This window comes from Chitinophaga sp. (assembly GCF_017745275.1).
Lineage (GTDB): Bacteria > Bacteroidota > Bacteroidia > Chitinophagales > Chitinophagaceae > Chitinophaga.
In genome coordinates this window covers 368,026-383,955 of record NZ_JAGHZS010000005.1, presented here as the reverse complement: position 1 = coordinate 383,955, position 15,930 = coordinate 368,026, and the positions used below count along the sequence as shown (strand labels likewise).

Genomic DNA, 15,930 nt, shown 5'->3' with positions numbered 1-15,930 from the left:
GTAATTTGGCTTTTTCGCTCCTCTTTTGCTAAAGGTTCTTTTCTTTAAAATAATGTATAACGAACCGATATGGGCTATAGCTTAACTATTCAATTTTAGCGGCCTGCATTTTATAACCATTGTCATTAATCTCAAAGCCTGTTACTTTATTGTTTTTATCTTTTATAAATCTTTGTTCCGATCCAGCGATTTCCAACATAAAAAAATCAGTATCAGAAGTAAAATAAACCTGGTACTCCTTATCACCAGGCCTTCTTTTCCCAGGTAACACTAAGTGTGTACCTATGTAGGAGGTTGCTTTAACTATACGTCATTGTCGTTTTCGAAGTAAGTCTGAAATCAGTTTCTGCCCGGCTGCACTTTTAAAGTCCGTTATGGTCTTTCCATCGTAACGATACACTCCACCTCCTGATCCAAACCAAATACTTCCGTCGTTCGCCTCCAATAGCCCTAAAAAATCGCCTCCTCCTCCTGACTTAATCTCTGTAACAGTGGGCACTTTATGGTACAAGGTTTTTACATCATAACGTGAAAGCGCCCAAACCTTCGGATTTATTTCACCGGTAGTCCAGATGTTTCCTTTTTTATCCTCGATTATTGCATAAGGTCCTCTCTGCGATACCTTAGTAAAAGTTGTGCCGTCGTAGCGCCAAAGACCATCAACGTCACCGAACCAAATGCTTCCTTTTTTATCTTCGATTATTGACCAAACGTTTTTAAACGCTTTGCCATCTTTGTTTTTTAAAACGGTAAATGTCCTTCCATCATAAAAACAAGGCCCGTCCCCTGTGGCGATCCATAAGTTCCCGGTTTTGTCTTCCATGATAGCCCTACCGCTACGAGGCAGTCCATTTTTCGTTGTAAAATTTTGAACGGATTTACCGTCGTAACGGCTTAGTCCTCCGCCGCCGAACCAAATATTACCGGCTTTATCTTCATAAATAGACATCACCAGATTATCGGCGAGGCCCTCCCTTGTGGTGAAATGTTGAAGGGATTTCCCATTGTAACAATAAACTCCTGAATCAGTAGAAGCGAACCAAATGTTTCCGCGATGATCTTCAAGTACATCCCAGAATCTGCGCGAACCTATTTTACTACTCGTGAGATTAGTAAATGCTTTTCCATCGTACCGAAAAACACCGCCCCATGATGCCGCAATCAAAATATTCCCTTTTCTGTCCTGCTTTACATTCCGAACCATTGTGTAAGGCCCATACGAAGTGATCGTGTCTTTGATCTCGTAATTGATATTATCTATATGGGGTACTGTTTGCTTTTGTCCACAGGAGGTGTTACAAACAAGTACCAGGAACAAAGCATATAAGTGTATGTATTTCATGATTTATGTAATTTGCTGTAACAGGTCAGCGAAATTACATTGACATCTTTCAGCACGGAAATCTGGATTGTAAATAAGAATGTAACCTTTGTAAATAAACTGTAAACAACATGTATCTCCTTTATCTGTGCGGATTTCAGCATGAAAGGCGGTGATACGATAGCTATTGGGGACAACTGCTCACAGTCCTGATTTCCTGCTTTGCGTGGTAACTTGAAGCAGCTAAATAGCCAATAAGATATGTAGGTGACTTAAGAAAAAAGCCCTGCGGTGACGCAAGACTTTTCTTTCTGATAATTTCCGGAGAAGAGAAACGGATCAGGTTTTTGTGAGAAGATTCTTCTTTCTAGCTGACTTCCAGCTTATATCCCTTTCCCCGTATAACAACAATTTTACTGCTTGGATCGGGTTCCAACTTTTTTCTGAGTTTTGATATGAACATATCCAGGCTGCGTCCTACAATAACACCTTCATCTTCCCATATCTCTTTTTGCAACCGGCTTCGCTCTATTGTCTCGTTGGGAGATGCTGCGAAAATAAGCAACAGCCGCGTTTCTGTTCCTGTCAGGTCTATCGTCTTTTCATTTATTGTCAACTGCCGGTTATCCGCATCAAACAATACCCCACCCCATGCAAATACCCGGTTCCCCTGACCTTCCTGATTTTTCTGCTCCCCAGGTAAAACTTTCTGTGGCTTAATGGATCTCAAAAAAACAAAACCGGCAATTGCTAAAAATGGCAGGCTGGCCAGCAGGTATCCATTCTTTGCAGTATTTATTCCTGTCTGTTTAAATTTAATATTGATCATATAACATGCTCTGGGTTGCACTCTTCCCAGGCATGCTACAATATCATCCTTTACATTTTGGGATATGGCGTATCCGTAGGCAACACTGGAGTTGTTGCAGTTCAGAACGTTAACAACATAATCAGCTGCCAGCGGATCCCTGGCCAGCAAACGCCGGGTGGTATTCACCAGCGATCCGGGCTGAAAAGTCAGCTCATGCTCAAACCTGATTAGATATTCATTTTCGGCAATCTTTTCTACCGGGAGCACTCTTGACGTGCTGTCGCCCGACTGCAAAAGTAGTTCATGTCCAACTCTACGGAGTAAAACCTCCCTCCTGGCAATATCAAAGTCGTCACTTCCCCGCATACTGAAAGCCACGCAGGTTACGGAGACCAGCAACAGAAGCGCCAATCCGTACAGGTACCTCACTTTCCCCTCAGGCAGTTTGTGGTTTTCGAACATAATATTGCGATTTATTTGCAAAGTTTACATTTCTATCTCCGGTACTCAAAGATATCAAAGTAATTTCGGCGTATCAAATTTTGATATGGTACGAAAAAGAAGGGATCCCTTTTGAACAGCCCGATTAAAGGAAATCTTTGGTTGCCCATCAGTTTAAACTGGTTCGGATATTTCTGCTTAAATAAAGAACTTATGAACAGGGATCCCATCTTCCGTTAACAGGTCCGAATCCAGTCATCGTTACATAAAAAGGACAAAACAGCATCGCTGCTGTTTTGTCCTTTTTATTTTCGCCCAATCCTTGCCTGCATAATATATGACGCCTATTACTTCATTGGGGTAATATCTCTTTTTATCATAAAAAACTATCTACCTGGTATCAACGATCGATCATTGCCATCGCTCCTTCGCTATAGCGGGCGCCTACGTTTGGGTATTTTGCTGCAATTGTATCAATCAGCTCCAATTCCTGCGGTGTCAATTGAACCTCGGTTGCACCGGCGTTTTCTTCGAGGTACTTTCTTTTTTTAGTTCCGGGGATCGGGATGATATCATCGCCTTGTGCCAATACCCAGGCTAACGCCAATTGTGCAGGCGTGCAATTTTTGTCTTTCGCCAATAAGGCAAAATCAGCCACGAGTTGTGCATTATTGGCTGCATACTCACCATGACTACGCGGTATTGTCCTTCTGAAATCATCTTCCGCCAGGTTATCAAGATTGAGTACATTGGAAAATAGTCCCCTAGCTAAAGGAGCATAAGGCACCAGGCTAATCTGTAACTGCCTTGTCGTTTTTAAAATTTCTCCTTCCACATCCCTGGTAAGCAATGAATATTCACTTTGAAGAGCAGTGATGGGGTGGACAGCATTTGCTTTTATAATAGTGTCCGATGAAGCTTCGCTCAAGCCAATGTAACGAACCTTACCAGCTTTAACCAGGTCCGCCATAGCGCCAACCGTTTCCTCGATTGGTATATTCGGATCCACCCGATGGGCATAATACAAATCAATAGTCTCAATTTTCAGGCGTTTCAGGCTATGCTCCACGGCAAGTTTAATCCAGGCCGGAGAACCATCAAAGTAGGTGTTGGCTGATCCGCTCGGTCCCACTATGCCATCCCTGAAACGAAAACCAAACTTTGTTGCGATGAATATTTTTTGTCGGTTTGGAACCAATACTTTCGAGATCAGCTCTTCGTTGGCACCATTGCCATACATGTCGGCTGTGTCCCAAAAATTAATGCCCAGATCCAACGCCTTTTCCAACGTTGCCAGGCTTTCTTTCTCATCGGCCGGACCATAAGCAAAGCTCATTCCCATGCAGCCGAGCCCAATAGCGGATAACCGTTCATTCGTTTTTCCAAGATTTCTGTATTGCATCATCAGTGATATTTGTTTTATGCAAAAGTAGAAACGGGAGAAACAGTTTGTTTATAACAATCAAACAGATACTTAAACTATTCAAACAGTGGTATGACGAAGCTGGTTAGGAGACATGCCCGTATGTTTCCTGAAGAAATTCGTAAAGTAAGACGGGTATTCAAACCCTAGTCCGTAAGCGATATCCGCAATATTCCAGTCGGTATGTTGCAGCAATGCGCGCGCTTCTTTAGCAATGCGGGCGGCGATCTGCTCAGAAGTCGTTTTGCCGGTCACCTCTTTTACAGCGCGGTTCAGGTGATTTACATGCACCGACAGCGCATTAGCGTAATCAGCAGCAGTTTTCAATGTCAGACATGCCAACGGAGAATCTATGGGAAATTGCCGCTCCAACAGCTCCAGGAACAGGCCCGAAACCCGCGCCGATGCATTGACATAAGTTCCGAAATTACTGGCGGGATTGGATTTCATGGCCTCATGGATCAACAGGTGCAAATAACTGCGCAGCACATCATACTTCTGCGGATAGCTTCCGGCTATCTCCGTCATCATTTTTTGAAAAATCGCTGAAATTTCGCCAAGCTGCGTTTCGTCCGGAAAGAAAAGGGGATTGCTTCCTATTTTAAAGAGTGGTGAGTCACGCAGGCTTTCCACCCGTTCGCTATGCTGGATAAATGCTTCGGTAAATAAGCAATACCATCCCGCTTGCTGCTCAGATTCCGGTTCCCAGGCATAGGGAACTACCGGATTTGAAAAAAGCATGGCCGGGCGATCTATCTGTACCCATTTATCAGCGTAGTAGAGCTTCCCCTGCCCGATGATCAGGGAGGCTTTATAAAAATCCCGGCGGCTGTAAGGTGACATGACCGCCCCTGACTCCCGGCTGAAAACATTAAAATGCCCTATTCCTGCATTGTTTGTTGATTGCGGAGTTGCCACCTGCCCTGGCAGTCTTTTATAAAAATCTTCAACACTTTCTGTCGTTTTCATCATATAAAATTATAAAAATCAAACATAATCCAAAGAAAAATAACTAAAAACAGTTTTTGACAATTCAACCAATCTTTGGTAAACCTTTGAAATTTTGAAAGATGAATAATGGCTTACGCTCACAACTATACGAAACGAGCAGGCAGGTATTTAGCGCGCATTGTTTTTTCTTTCCTATATTTAATTAAAGATTGCCATTAGCAATTGATTATATGTTCCGGATCTATGCAGCCTCCGGATATTAAACCTTACCATCCCTTATATGACAATGAAAGTATGCCTATCAGCAGTTTTTGTACTTACGCTTGTTTCCTGCCACAACAGACGTGCACAGGATCCACCACCACAAACCCCCAAAGCGCTCGAAGACAAAAGTTCTTTTGAAATCATTTCAAAAAGAGGACCCGGTGATGATTTAGTTGAAAGCCTTTACGGTGAACTTATCAGTAAGGACGCCGCCTTAAAAAGACTGGAACTCAACATTAACGACCTTGATAACAGTAAGCAGGACTCAACAGCATCTTTTAACAAGTTTGACGGCAAAATACAATCCTATTTCAGGTCAGCGGATAGAAACACTTCTACTATTAAAGACTCCCTGCTGAGAAGCAAAATGAAGACGCTGATTGCCAATCACCTGGCCACCTATCATGCGCGTATAGCGCCACACAATGAGCTGCTGAAGACAATTACAGAAAACGACATCAGCATCGCAGATCTTCACCAGGTGTTGAAAATTGTAAGAACCTTGCCCGTCATTGAAAAATACCAACAAGATAATTTACCAGATACGAAACAATTGAAAGGGTTTATTAAAGAGCAAAATCAAACAATTGCCCTGGCAGATTCGCTGGTAAAAAAATAATTTTAATTCATTGAATGCAGATCTATTGCGCCAGATAATAATTTGGGGATCTTGAATATCAAAGACCAGCAAACTGTTGGCCGATTATCGGGTTTGAATCAAAATACTTTCCTGGCGACGTCTGTGCGAACTGATAAAAGGCCTTGATGAGATGCGATTGATCATAATATCCCACCTCATAAGCACATTCCGTTAATGTCTTTTCCGGGTAACATCTTTTGTAGCTGATAAAGAAGTTAAATTTCAGTATCGCACAAAGATATTTAGGAGTAATCCCTACATATTTTTTGAAAAGGTCATCGTAATGTTTGGTGGTGATACCGCTCTTTTTAACCAGGTCCCCAACGGCTACCGTGCCATTACTGTTGAGTATTTGCGGGAGTGAATATTCAATATATGGATTGCTCCCGGGCGTGAGTAGACCTGCGAGGTATTTTTCTATATTTTGAAAAGTTTGTTCCGGGTTATCGGTGATGTGATTCCAGAATCCATGACCGGGCATTAGCTCATCCAAAGGCAGCACGGCGGAATTCAGGGAATGAAGTGGTAAATTTAAGAGATGATACAGGGTATGAGGAAAAAAACGGATGCCATAAAGTTTTGCCCCGGAGAACATCTTTAACCGATAGCACTCCCGTGTTTGTCCGGCGAGCAGCGCATACGGTTCCTCTTTCCACATGTTAGCGCCTACTTGCCGCTGGGAACAACTGGAGGTCAGGTAAAAAATCAATTCATGGTGCCCGTCCGGGATGATCTCTTCTTCATACACCGGGTCGTCCGTTGTCAGTTCCATATACCAGATCGATTTCACGAATTTGGCTATAGTTACTGGTATATGATTTTTGAAAAGTATCATAATTGAAAGTTAACTAAAAATACACTTAGCAACCCACTTCATTTTTTTACAATTCTACCGGTATCAGAATCAGTAGCTTTACTGCAAAACTTATGAAACTGATTCCCTTTTTGCTCGTATTGGCGACTGTGGCCAATGCGCAGAAGAACGTTGCCAGCTTTTCTATTTGGAAACCTAAAGACGGTCAGGCCGCCACTTTTGAAGCAGGCTATCAACAGCATCTCCGCTGGCATCTCGCCAATAATGATACATGGAACTGGTATGGCTGGTACTTCATCGCGGGTCCACGTGATGGTCAGTTCCTGGATGCTACCTTCGGCCATTCATGGAATGAATTCGACCACCGCGTTAATCCCTCAGGCGATGCCGCTGATAATGCCTTGCATACCGAGCCTTTCGCCAATTTTATGGTGGGGTATAAAGCGGTGAGATTAGCAGTATCTGACCCGGAAGACAGCCTCGTGCTAGGTTCACGGTTTATACGCCTGCTGACTATCAGGATCACCAATACCGACGCAGCTGTTAAATTAGTAAGCACTCTCAAACAAAAAGTACGGAAACTCCTCGCCTACCAGGTGGTAGATGGCGGTGACCTGAACCAATTAATTGTGTTCATCGGATCAGATAATTTTGAAGAGTATGGTAAGTCAAGTGGTTTGATTGATCATCCGGACGCTCAAAATGGGATTGGCTCCATTACGTCGGAGACCCTGGTTTTCCGGCGGGATATGAGCATAAATCTTTACTGATTTTCTATTGGCAAATAGTTATCTCAAATCATGTAAGAAATGGTTCCAATATTGTTTTGCCTGGACGGAAAAAAACTTAAATTATTGATTTACGTGCTTTTTTATTTTTCTTTGCCTGCAATTTATTGCTAATTTTGGCCAGGCTCCTTTATGTCCCTTATGGAAAAAATAAAAACGCCCATTCCATATTATACAGAAATTAATGATTTTCTTGCGTCTATTCCATGGCCATCCAGAACGGCTAATCCTGATTTTTTCTGTCTTCGGTTAAAGCCTCTGGAAGGAGGGAATATTCCTGTTTACAGGCCACCATTCAAGCGTTCCTTTTACTTTTTTGCATTGCTGTTGAATTCGGGTAAGGTCCACGTCAATTATGGGGACCAAAGCGCCAGTGACCCCGAAGCGTACCTGGTATTCCACTCGCCTGGCCTGGTCTACAGTTTTGCCCATAACAATTCATTGGAAGGGTATCTGGTCTACTTTAAGCCAGGGGCATTTTCGTTTTTCAGACCTGATTTTCACAGTCAGTTCACACTGTTTGACTCGCATCGTACCAATCTGTTCAAGTTCGGGCATAGCATGTTCGGCCAGCTGGCACAGCATTTTGAAGCTGTTTTCTCTGCCTATGAACACTCGGATAAGGACGGGCACCTCGAAGCACGTCTGAAACTGTTAGGCCTGCTCTGCCACCTGGAAGGATTTGCCCTCGAAAGAAATAGGGCTGAAATGCCGACAACCCGGCAGGAACAACTCCTGCGTAACTTTATCCAGATGGTCGATAACAATTATATCCATAAGCGCACCATTAAAGAGTATGCCGACATGCTATCGGTTAGCTCAAATTATCTTTCCCAATCTGTTAAACAGGTTTCAGGCAGGAACGCGCTGAGTTTTATTGCCGAGCGCCTGGCCACCGAAGCCAAATCACTTATCCAGTACACCAACTTTGAGATTGCACAGATTGCCTACCAGCTTAATTTTTCCGACCCAACCAATTTTGGCCGGTTCTTTAGGAAACAGGTAGGCATGTCGCCCTCAACATTCCGTCAGCAGCGCAGGCAATCAAATTGATCGGTAAAACCAAGTTTTTGACAGATCAATTTGTGTTTCATTAGTTTTCTTTGCAGGACCAATTTGAATTATAATATGATGAATTCCAATCCAGCAATTGATGCTTACATCACCAGTGCGGAAGATTTTGCAAAACCTATATTAGCGCACTGGCGCAAGCTGATTCTTAAGAACTGTCCGGAAGTTGAAGAAGCTATTAAATGGGGCATCCCACATTTTGATTATAAAGGTGATCACATGTGCGTAATGGCCGCCTACAGCAAACATTGTTCTTTTACGTTTCTAAAAGGTGAGCTGATGAGCGATCCGCGCCTGAAAGCAGATAAGGATGTTAAGCCCATCAAGCGCTTTTTAGGAAAGATCACGCGCCTGGACGAAGTACCTGCCGATCAGGAGTTTATTGCGCTTATAAAAGAAGCCATGGCTTTGAATGAAAAAGGAACTAAGATAAAGAGGGAAAAACCTGTAAATGAGAAACCAAAGGTATTAGAGACACCCGATTATTTCCAGGAGGCATTAGCGGGTAATCCCAAAGCTAAAGAGGTTTATGAAAGCAAATCCAATTCTTTCCGTAAAGAATACATTGTATGGATAAGTGACGCTAAAACTGACGAAACCAGACAGAAAAGAATTTCTGAAGCACTGGAATGGATAGCAGAGGGAAAGGGCAGATTTTGGAAGCATAAGAAGTAAGTACTGCCATGGCCAGCATATAGGGCAAGAAACTCGCTATTGATATCGACGATGCTGGCCTGGCATAATAGAAATTACAGGAAACGGTATTCAAGAAAAGAAAATGTAAGCCTTTAATGTACTCTGGACCAGATCGTCAGATCACAACTGAGTGCTACTACAAGCGTATTACCAGTTGGGGAAAAACCATATGCTCTTAACTCGCAGGGACCATCCTTATCCACCAGCTCACGGTACTGCCCTTCTTTATGCGTAAGGAAAATTTTGTGTACGAGGTACTTCTCAAAAGGTGCGTCATCCGGCACCGGCCCGATGCACTCAAGCATCCATCCATCTGTTGTTTCTTTATGAAGAAAATCTGGTTCATCCAACCCACAAACCCGGATAAGGCTACCGGATAATACATCCATGCCGGGCACAGTAGCACTAACAGGGTCAAAGTCCTCCCACGACGATTCCCTATCCCGAAAAATCCTTTCTCCAGTCAGGCAATCAAATATGCCAATTCCCTGGCTGGACAACACCACTAATCTATCTCCACTGTCAAAGCCAATATTTTCAAGTCCACCAACAGCAATTGTATTGATAAGTTTCCACATTAATTCCTTAGATTTATATCGTTTCCCGTAGCCAATAAAAACTTCAGCTCCCCATTCTCTCCCCATCCATCTACCACCGGTAATTTTGACTGCAATAGCTTTAACGAAGGATCATCCAGCTTAATTTCACAAATTGACTTATGCCCCCTTGGAATTTCGTCAAAGGGCTTGAGCCATGATTGTGTAACCTGGATTAGCTTTGCCTGGATAATGTACATCGCGTCCCGCTCTTCTCTATCAATCAGGTAAAAAAAAGTTTCTCCCAGGGGAATATCAAAGTCTGAATAACTGACGAAAAGGATACAGCTACTCGCGTGAATAGGCCATGTACCTAATTTGGCGTTCAGCAACACTTCTACTTTTTTTGATGCAATGCCTTCTACCCTGATAAATTTATCCTTCATACAAACCTAAAGATAACTCAATAACTTACTATTACTCCTCCCCTTCAAATTCCCATACCATTTACAAAGTGGATACATCACCACCACAATCCCCATCCACACCGCGTATACACCCCATAAATTAAATCCATAGCCAACAGGAAATGGATTGGGAAACTGTACAAAATCATGCACTTTAAAGCCCTGTCCAACTCCAACAATTAAAGCAAAAAGATGGATCAGGTAAAAGTGTACCACATAGTAAAATAGCGGCACTCGTCCATATACCTGGAAAAATGAATGCAGCTTACCGTTCCCCTTATCTATAAAAGACAACAATATTAATGCAGGACCCAATGTCATCAACAGGAAACTGAGCGAAGGAGGATATTTGTTGGTGTTAAGGAAAGATAGTAAAGTAAACAGCCCATTCTTCTGAGACGACCAGGGTACGGGATCACCATAAATATTGACCGCTCTTATCAATATAAAAGCCACCACCAGGCCAATGCCCAATTGCAGCATAATTTTTTGCCTGCGGGCTGGCTCCAGCTGAAAAACCCTGCCGAAAACATATCCCATCGCCATTACACCCACCCATGGTATAAGCGGATAGGCAATTAACGCATTTACGTTGGCGGTAACAGGCACTATCCCTGGCTGATGCAATATCATCCATACCACACCCGCTGCACCAAACTTGTCGGCTCCGATACTATCTAATGCATTGTGGCCAACAATGAGTAAAATACCTATAGCTGCTATCCATTTTACAGGAAGATGTACCAGTGCAGCCATCACAATCATACAACAACCAATGAGCCAGAACACCAGCAATACTATGATGTTATAATGAAGGTTAAAGGCTGTACCAAAATACATAATGGTTACTTCGATGGCGATTAACACCACACCGCGGGTCCACAAAAAACGGGAAAGCTGTGTAAGACTATTTTCCTTCACCCCATAAAAGAAAGCCCCGGTACCAGCGAGAAAAACGAATACAGGTGCACAAAAATGCGTGATCCATCTTGTAAAGAAATAGCCCGGTGTGGTAAGCGCCAGGTCAGTAGGGCTGAACCTTACATTGGAGAAGAAATCCCTGACATGGTCAAGCGCCATGATCACCATGATAACACCACGTAGTACATCTAAAGAGGCTATACGGTTTTTCATGTAAAGAAGTTTGGGAAGTATAGGAATGTATTAAATTTAATCAAAATCCGGGATATCTGCATCATTTACAAATGAGACATTATAGCTACGCAGTGAGCCCGCACTACCAGATCAAATCAACACAATTCCACCTGTCAGGATACGCTTTTGAAAGTGCGATCTAATTTAACGGCTTCTCTTAGTAATTGTTCTATCGGCTGTTCATCAATCTCTTCCGGTGCCTGGTAGATCTTATAAAAAATTTTCTTATTGGTACCATGCGACAGAAAACGATCCTCATCACGCAACAGGTATCCCTGCCAGAAACCTAACAGCACTCCACTGGTGATGCCTCCCCGCGGGATAGTTGCAGGCCAGATGATACAGATCCCTTTATTGCCATAAAAAAAGGGAACATTGTAAGATATTTTCTCTTTGCAATATTCAGGGAGTGTGGCTAAAACTACTTGTCGTAGCACATCTGTAATTATTCTTTCGTTTTCAGGTAGAACGGTAAACAATTCAACCAGGTTCCTAATTTTCATCGACATTCAATTTGGTTTTCAATGATACCAATGCTGGTAGTCACACAAGTTAATGAAACCCAAAATGCCCTGGTTATACCGGAAAAAAAATCTGGCCAAATTACCCCGTTATAAAGTCCATTTCACCCCCTTTCAATACCTGAATAAGAGGATATCTTTGATAAACAAGAAAGAAAAGACACAACTCTTTATCTAAAAAAACAAAAATGACAAACGCCAATTATAAAAAATCAAGACGGGCATGGAACATGAATGTTCGGAGCGTAATGCTCATTGGCTGCTTAACGGCTTTTTTAATGATCCCTCGCAGCTACGCTCAAACGGCAGTTGATAAGTCAACATCATGTAATAAAAATAATACCAAAACCATGGAAGTGAAAGATTATACGACCAGCATTTTAGTAGACCAATCCCCCCAGGAGGTGTTCAATGCCATTAATAACGTTCGTGGCTGGTGGCAGGGAGAAATTACCGGAAGCACCGACAAACTCAATGATGAGTTTACCTATCGTGCAGGAGACATTCACTATTCAAAACAAAAGATAGTAGACCTTATTCCCAACAAAAGAGTGGAATGGCTGGTAACAGAAAGCAAGCTAAACTTTGTTCCCCATAAAGACGAATGGACCAGTACAAAGATAATTTTTGATATCTCTAAAGAAGGAGATAAAACCAAACTTACTTTCACCCATCACGGGCTGGTACCAACATTTGAATGCTACGATGGCTGCTCCGGGGCCTGGGAAAAACTTGTTGAAAAAAGCCTGTTCAGTTTGATTACAACAGGGAAAGGAATGAATGTGTTGTTCTGAGAAAACAGGGCTGTCATCTACGCCGCTTCTCTTTCATCTTCGTACATCATTTAGTGTAGAAATTAATACCTTAAAACAAGCTGCCTTTCTCAACCGGGGCGGCTTGTTTCTTTTTCGCTCCTTCCAGCGGCCACTGCATGCTACGATTGATATTTCTTCCTGTAATTCACCAGCGACATACCGGTATATTTCCTGAACACCTTCCTGAAAGCATTGACATCATTATACCCGATGTCGAAAACAATTTCATTGACCGTTTTAGTCCCCAGTTCCAACTGCTTTTTGATGGCCTCTACTTTTACTCTTTGTATATATTCTATCAGAGAATTACCGGTAGACTTTTTAAACCTTCTCTCAAATGTTCTGCGGCCTACGCCAAATTTTTCGCTGATCTCTTCAATTGTAAAACGCTTATCGGGATTATCTTCGATATACTCCTGCGCTTTCAATACTTCAGCATCATCATGCTTTTTTTGTCCCATAAAGATGAGAAAAGGATGCTGGCTTTTTCTTTCAATATCGATCTCAAACATTTTAGCAGCCAACACAGCTATTTCTCTTCCCAGGTGCTTCTCAATAATGTACAACAGCAGGTTTAAATAAGAATAATTACCGCCACTGGTATAAATACCGTTTTCTTCCGTGATAATCGCATCTTCCAGCAAATTCACCGCGGGGAACATCGTTTCAAACTCATGCCTGGCGGCCCAGTGCGTGGCACATTTCCGGCCATCCAACAACCCTGTTGACGCCAAAAAGAAGGAGCCTACACAAAGACTGGCCAATTCCGCTCCCTGTTGGTACTGCTTCCGGATCCAGTCACAGCATCTCTCATTTGAACGCAGTATTTTTTGAAAATCGCCACAGATGATCGGTATCACCACCAGGTCTGTTTTTTTGACGTCATTTATATTTTTATCCACGTTAATCGTATACAATCCACCATTCAGCGTGGTATGTGCCGCCGGGCCCACTACTTCAATGGTATAAAAAGGTGGCGTGCCATTGTATTTCAGGAAATCATTCACCCTTGAAAATAATTGCAGGCTTCCGTCGATACTGGTCATAGTAGCATCATTCAACGCCAGGATGGAAATGTGTTTCATACTGTGAATTTAATAAAACCATTGTCGCGATCAACATATAAGATTGTCGTTTTTGCCATGCTTACTATTTTGAAGATGACAGTAATATTGCTATAAATCAGCTATCATGAAACGAATATTGATTGCCGCTTTCACCGGGTGTGTTGCCCTGTTTATATGGGGAGCGGTTTCACACATGGTCCTGTTCACAGGTGCAGGATTTACGCCACTCCCGGATGAAGATACAATTATCAGGACATTGGAAAGCAACCTTCCCAAACAAGGATTGTACTTCTTTCCGGGGAAAGACTTCAAACACACCACCGCTACACAGGAAGCCACCTTTGAGAAAAAGTTTGAAACGGGGCCGGTGGGCATGATCATTTACCGGCCTGTTGGCGGTATACCGGTGTCGGCTAATAAGTTACTGACGCAATTTGCCAGTAATTTTATCACCACCCTGATCATTGCTTTTATCTTATCGCACTTTGCGGCATCGTACTGGATACGGGTGCTGGCGGCCGGCTTATTGGGCGCCCTGGCTTGTGCTTCCGTGAGTACTATTTATTGGAACTGGTATGAATTTCCGCATGCCTTCTTCCTGGCGCAGTGCATAGACCAGGTGACCGGTTGCCTGCTGGCAGGCCTGGTGATTGCCGCTATTGTTCCTCCTTCTGCTAAACCCAATCATTACTGATATGACCACCCTCCACGCTTATCTTATTTTCAACGGCAACTGCCGCGAAGCCATGACATTCTATCAAACATGCCTGGGCGGAGAACTAACACTGGAAACAGTAAAGCACTCTCCTATGGCAAATGATTGGCCCGAAGAAGCGCAGCAAAAAATTTTGCACGCTACCTTGCAAAAAGGGCCATTGATGCTGTTGGCCACAGACATGGTGGAAGCTGCAGGGTTCTTTGTGGGCAACAACATTTGTTTATCACTGATCTGTGAAGATGAAGAAGCAATCACGACTTACTTTGACAAGTTATCGCAAGGAGGCAGTATAAAATATCCGCTGCACCATTTTTATGGCGGAAAGCTTGGCGGGTTAGTCGACCAATTTGGTATCCATTGGATGTTGAAGTTATAGCTATTCAATTTGCACGATAGTGGCCTGCCTGCCCCATTCTTCCATATGGTCATAATTATCCGCCCCTGAAAATTTTCTCCCCGATTGTCTGCCGCTTTGAATATATCCACCTTTGCTGTCAATAAAACAGTAATTATGGAAAGCAGCAAAAAAGTAACAGTAATTGGATTAGGAGATATGGGAACGGTGTTGGCAAGTACCCTGTTGAAACACGGTTATAAGGTTACCATCTGGAACCGTACCGCGGCCAAAGCGGCGCCATTGATAGCGGAAGGGGCGATATTTATTCCGGACGTAGCAACTGCTATCGCGGCCAGTCCGGTGATGATCACTTGTGTTACCAACTACGACAAAACCCGCAGCATATTAGGCAGCCCGGCAGTAGCCCCGGTGCTGGCAGGAAAAGTACAGATCGAGCTGAGTTCCGGCACTCCCAAAAATGCACGTGACAGCGCCATATGGGCCCGGGAAAGAAATATGGATTACATCGATGGCGCCATCCTGGCTACGCCCAGCCAGATCGGAAGACCAGACACTCCTATTTTTGTTTCGGGTTCCAAACCAGCATATGAACAACACGAACATATACTGAAAGCGCTTGCAGGAGGTTTGCAATATATGGGAGAAGAAGCAGGCGCCGCTGCTACCTGGGATATGGGCTTCCTGTCAACACTATTCGGTATGACCACAGGTTTCTTTCATGGCGCTCAGATTTTTCAATCAGAGGGTATCCCAATAGCAGCCCTGGGTGCAATGATAGCACATACCGCACCGGTATTGGGAGAGATGATAAAACGACAGGCAGATGTAATTCAGGCAGGCGATTATTCTAACCCGGAAAGTTCATTGAATATCTGCGCGGATGGAGTACAGTATTTCGTGCAACAGGCAAAGGATGCAGGTATCAATGCAGAAATTCCTTCCTTTATCCTGGGTCTTTTCAAGAGAGCACAAGCTGCCGGCTATGGAAATGAGCAGTTGGCATCGGTATTTAAAATTCTGAAATAATATATATTCCGCCATCAAAGCCGCACAAACACTAAGTGCGGCTTTTT

At 43.2% G+C, this 15,930-nt stretch carries 18 protein-coding genes; 8 read left to right on the top strand and 10 right to left on the bottom strand.

From position 1 onward, the window contains the following. Window positions 1-310: 310 nt before the first annotated feature. The 4 genes from J7623_RS16685 to J7623_RS16670 form a co-directional block, all read right to left on the bottom strand. A complete protein-coding gene (locus tag J7623_RS16685) occupies window positions 311-1,342 on the bottom strand; it encodes a two-component regulator propeller domain-containing protein (RefSeq protein WP_291922399.1) in 1,032 nt (343 codons plus the stop codon). A gap of 346 nt (window positions 1,343-1,688) precedes the next feature. Next, entirely contained in the window at window positions 1,689-2,594 is a 906-nt protein-coding gene (locus J7623_RS16680; protein WP_291922397.1) for a winged helix-turn-helix domain-containing protein, read from the bottom strand. Window positions 2,595-2,973: 379 nt separating this feature from the next. Continuing rightward, the gene (locus J7623_RS16675; RefSeq protein ID WP_291922395.1) at window positions 2,974-3,978 is read right to left on the bottom strand and encodes an aldo/keto reductase; all 1,005 of its coding nucleotides are present in this window, start codon (window positions 3,976-3,978) and stop codon (window positions 2,974-2,976) included. Between the two features lie 78 nt (window positions 3,979-4,056). Next, entirely contained in the window at window positions 4,057-4,968 is a 912-nt protein-coding gene (locus J7623_RS16670; RefSeq protein ID WP_291922394.1) for a helix-turn-helix domain-containing protein, read from the bottom strand. Window positions 4,969-5,227: 259 nt separating this feature from the next. Here J7623_RS16670 and J7623_RS16665 point away from each other — a divergent pair, with 259 nt between their 5' ends. Further along, window positions 5,228-5,830 (top strand): hypothetical protein, encoded by a 603-nt coding sequence (locus J7623_RS16665; RefSeq protein WP_291922392.1) that lies wholly within the window; start codon window positions 5,228-5,230, stop codon window positions 5,828-5,830. Between the two features lie 58 nt (window positions 5,831-5,888). On the opposite strand, the gene J7623_RS16660 is transcribed toward J7623_RS16665, so the two are convergent. Beyond that, window positions 5,889-6,686: a helix-turn-helix domain-containing protein gene (locus J7623_RS16660; RefSeq protein WP_366839194.1), complete on the bottom strand. Its 798-nt coding sequence runs from the start codon at window positions 6,684-6,686 to the stop codon at window positions 5,889-5,891. Window positions 6,687-6,778: 92 nt separating this feature from the next. Here J7623_RS16660 and J7623_RS16655 point away from each other — a divergent pair, with 92 nt between their 5' ends. From J7623_RS16655 to J7623_RS16645, 3 genes are all read left to right on the top strand, one after another. Next, window positions 6,779-7,435, top strand: coding sequence for a hypothetical protein (locus J7623_RS16655; RefSeq protein ID WP_291922388.1), 657 nt, complete (start codon window positions 6,779-6,781; stop codon window positions 7,433-7,435). 159 nt (window positions 7,436-7,594) lie between these two features. Then, window positions 7,595-8,506, top strand: a complete 912-nt coding sequence (locus tag J7623_RS16650) for an AraC family transcriptional regulator (protein ID WP_291922387.1) — start codon at window positions 7,595-7,597, stop codon at window positions 8,504-8,506. A 75-nt stretch (window positions 8,507-8,581) separates the two neighbouring features. Then, window positions 8,582-9,199 carry a YdeI/OmpD-associated family protein gene (locus J7623_RS16645; protein WP_291922386.1) on the top strand — a complete coding sequence of 206 codons (618 nt, stop codon included), beginning with the start codon at window positions 8,582-8,584 and terminating at the stop codon, window positions 9,197-9,199. 113 nt (window positions 9,200-9,312) lie between these two features. Here the strand turns inward: J7623_RS16645 and J7623_RS16640 are convergent, their stop codons facing one another. From J7623_RS16640 to J7623_RS16625, 4 genes are all read right to left on the bottom strand, one after another. Further along, window positions 9,313-9,798, bottom strand: a complete 486-nt coding sequence (locus J7623_RS16640; protein WP_291922384.1) for a hypothetical protein — start codon at window positions 9,796-9,798, stop codon at window positions 9,313-9,315. Continuing rightward, window positions 9,798-10,202 (bottom strand): hypothetical protein, encoded by a 405-nt coding sequence (locus tag J7623_RS16635; RefSeq protein ID WP_291922382.1) that lies wholly within the window; start codon window positions 10,200-10,202, stop codon window positions 9,798-9,800. Before J7623_RS16635 ends, J7623_RS16640 begins: the two co-directional genes overlap by 1 nt. A 6-nt stretch (window positions 10,203-10,208) precedes the next feature. Continuing rightward, window positions 10,209-11,357, bottom strand: coding sequence for a heparan-alpha-glucosaminide N-acetyltransferase domain-containing protein (locus J7623_RS16630; protein WP_291922380.1), 1,149 nt, complete (start codon window positions 11,355-11,357; stop codon window positions 10,209-10,211). 134 nt (window positions 11,358-11,491) lie between these two features. Continuing rightward, entirely contained in the window at window positions 11,492-11,887 is a 396-nt protein-coding gene (locus J7623_RS16625; protein WP_291922378.1) for a DUF1801 domain-containing protein, read from the bottom strand. A 200-nt stretch (window positions 11,888-12,087) separates the two neighbouring features. Between J7623_RS16625 and J7623_RS16620 the strand changes: the two genes are divergently transcribed. Beyond that, window positions 12,088-12,693, top strand: a complete 606-nt coding sequence (locus tag J7623_RS16620) for an SRPBCC domain-containing protein (RefSeq protein ID WP_291922377.1) — start codon at window positions 12,088-12,090, stop codon at window positions 12,691-12,693. A gap of 140 nt (window positions 12,694-12,833) precedes the next feature. Here J7623_RS16620 and J7623_RS16615 read toward each other — a convergent pair whose 3' ends face one another. After that, window positions 12,834-13,799, bottom strand: a complete 966-nt coding sequence (locus tag J7623_RS16615) for a helix-turn-helix domain-containing protein (RefSeq protein WP_291922375.1) — start codon at window positions 13,797-13,799, stop codon at window positions 12,834-12,836. A 106-nt stretch (window positions 13,800-13,905) separates the two neighbouring features. On the opposite strand from J7623_RS16615, the gene J7623_RS16610 reads away from it, so the two are divergent. The 3 genes from J7623_RS16610 to J7623_RS16600 all read left to right on the top strand — a co-directional run bounded on the left by J7623_RS16610 (window position 13,906) and on the right by J7623_RS16600 (window position 15,883). Continuing rightward, window positions 13,906-14,475, top strand: a complete 570-nt coding sequence (locus J7623_RS16610; protein ID WP_291922373.1) for a hypothetical protein — start codon at window positions 13,906-13,908, stop codon at window positions 14,473-14,475. Between the two features lies 1 nt (window position 14,476). After that, the gene (locus J7623_RS16605) at window positions 14,477-14,875 is read left to right on the top strand and encodes a VOC family protein (protein ID WP_291922371.1); all 399 of its coding nucleotides are present in this window, start codon (window positions 14,477-14,479) and stop codon (window positions 14,873-14,875) included. A gap of 135 nt (window positions 14,876-15,010) precedes the next feature. Further along, entirely contained in the window at window positions 15,011-15,883 is an 873-nt protein-coding gene (locus tag J7623_RS16600; RefSeq protein WP_291922368.1) for an NAD(P)-binding domain-containing protein, read from the top strand. Window positions 15,884-15,930: the final 47 nt, after the last annotated feature.

Excerpts from the sequence above, each read along its gene's own strand:
- J7623_RS16605 (WP_291922371.1), top strand. The coding sequence starts at position 14,477 with ATGACCACCCTCCACGCTTATCTTATTTTCAACGGCAACTGCCGCGAA.
- J7623_RS16680 (WP_291922397.1), bottom strand. The coding sequence starts at position 2,594 with ATGTTCGAAAACCACAAACTGCCTGAGGGGAAAGTGAGGTACCTGTAC.
- J7623_RS16685 (WP_291922399.1), bottom strand. The coding sequence starts at position 1,342 with ATGAAATACATACACTTATATGCTTTGTTCCTGGTACTTGTTTGTAAC.
- J7623_RS16600 (WP_291922368.1), top strand. The coding sequence starts at position 15,011 with ATGGAAAGCAGCAAAAAAGTAACAGTAATTGGATTAGGAGATATGGGA.
- J7623_RS16645 (WP_291922386.1), top strand. The coding sequence starts at position 8,582 with ATGATGAATTCCAATCCAGCAATTGATGCTTACATCACCAGTGCGGAA.
- J7623_RS16625 (WP_291922378.1), bottom strand. The coding sequence starts at position 11,887 with ATGTCGATGAAAATTAGGAACCTGGTTGAATTGTTTACCGTTCTACCT.
- J7623_RS16665 (WP_291922392.1), top strand. The coding sequence starts at position 5,228 with ATGACAATGAAAGTATGCCTATCAGCAGTTTTTGTACTTACGCTTGTT.
- J7623_RS16620 (WP_291922377.1), top strand. The coding sequence starts at position 12,088 with ATGACAAACGCCAATTATAAAAAATCAAGACGGGCATGGAACATGAAT.
- J7623_RS16675 (WP_291922395.1), bottom strand. The coding sequence starts at position 3,978 with ATGATGCAATACAGAAATCTTGGAAAAACGAATGAACGGTTATCCGCT.
- J7623_RS16610 (WP_291922373.1), top strand. The coding sequence starts at position 13,906 with ATGAAACGAATATTGATTGCCGCTTTCACCGGGTGTGTTGCCCTGTTT.
- J7623_RS16650 (WP_291922387.1), top strand. The coding sequence starts at position 7,595 with ATGGAAAAAATAAAAACGCCCATTCCATATTATACAGAAATTAATGAT.
- J7623_RS16655 (WP_291922388.1), top strand. The coding sequence starts at position 6,779 with ATGAAACTGATTCCCTTTTTGCTCGTATTGGCGACTGTGGCCAATGCG.
- J7623_RS16630 (WP_291922380.1), bottom strand. The coding sequence starts at position 11,357 with ATGAAAAACCGTATAGCCTCTTTAGATGTACTACGTGGTGTTATCATG.
- J7623_RS16635 (WP_291922382.1), bottom strand. The coding sequence starts at position 10,202 with ATGAAGGATAAATTTATCAGGGTAGAAGGCATTGCATCAAAAAAAGTA.
- J7623_RS16670 (WP_291922394.1), bottom strand. The coding sequence starts at position 4,968 with ATGATGAAAACGACAGAAAGTGTTGAAGATTTTTATAAAAGACTGCCA.
- J7623_RS16660 (WP_366839194.1), bottom strand. The coding sequence starts at position 6,686 with ATGATACTTTTCAAAAATCATATACCAGTAACTATAGCCAAATTCGTG.
- J7623_RS16615 (WP_291922375.1), bottom strand. The coding sequence starts at position 13,799 with ATGAAACACATTTCCATCCTGGCGTTGAATGATGCTACTATGACCAGT.
- J7623_RS16640 (WP_291922384.1), bottom strand. The coding sequence starts at position 9,798 with ATGTGGAAACTTATCAATACAATTGCTGTTGGTGGACTTGAAAATATT.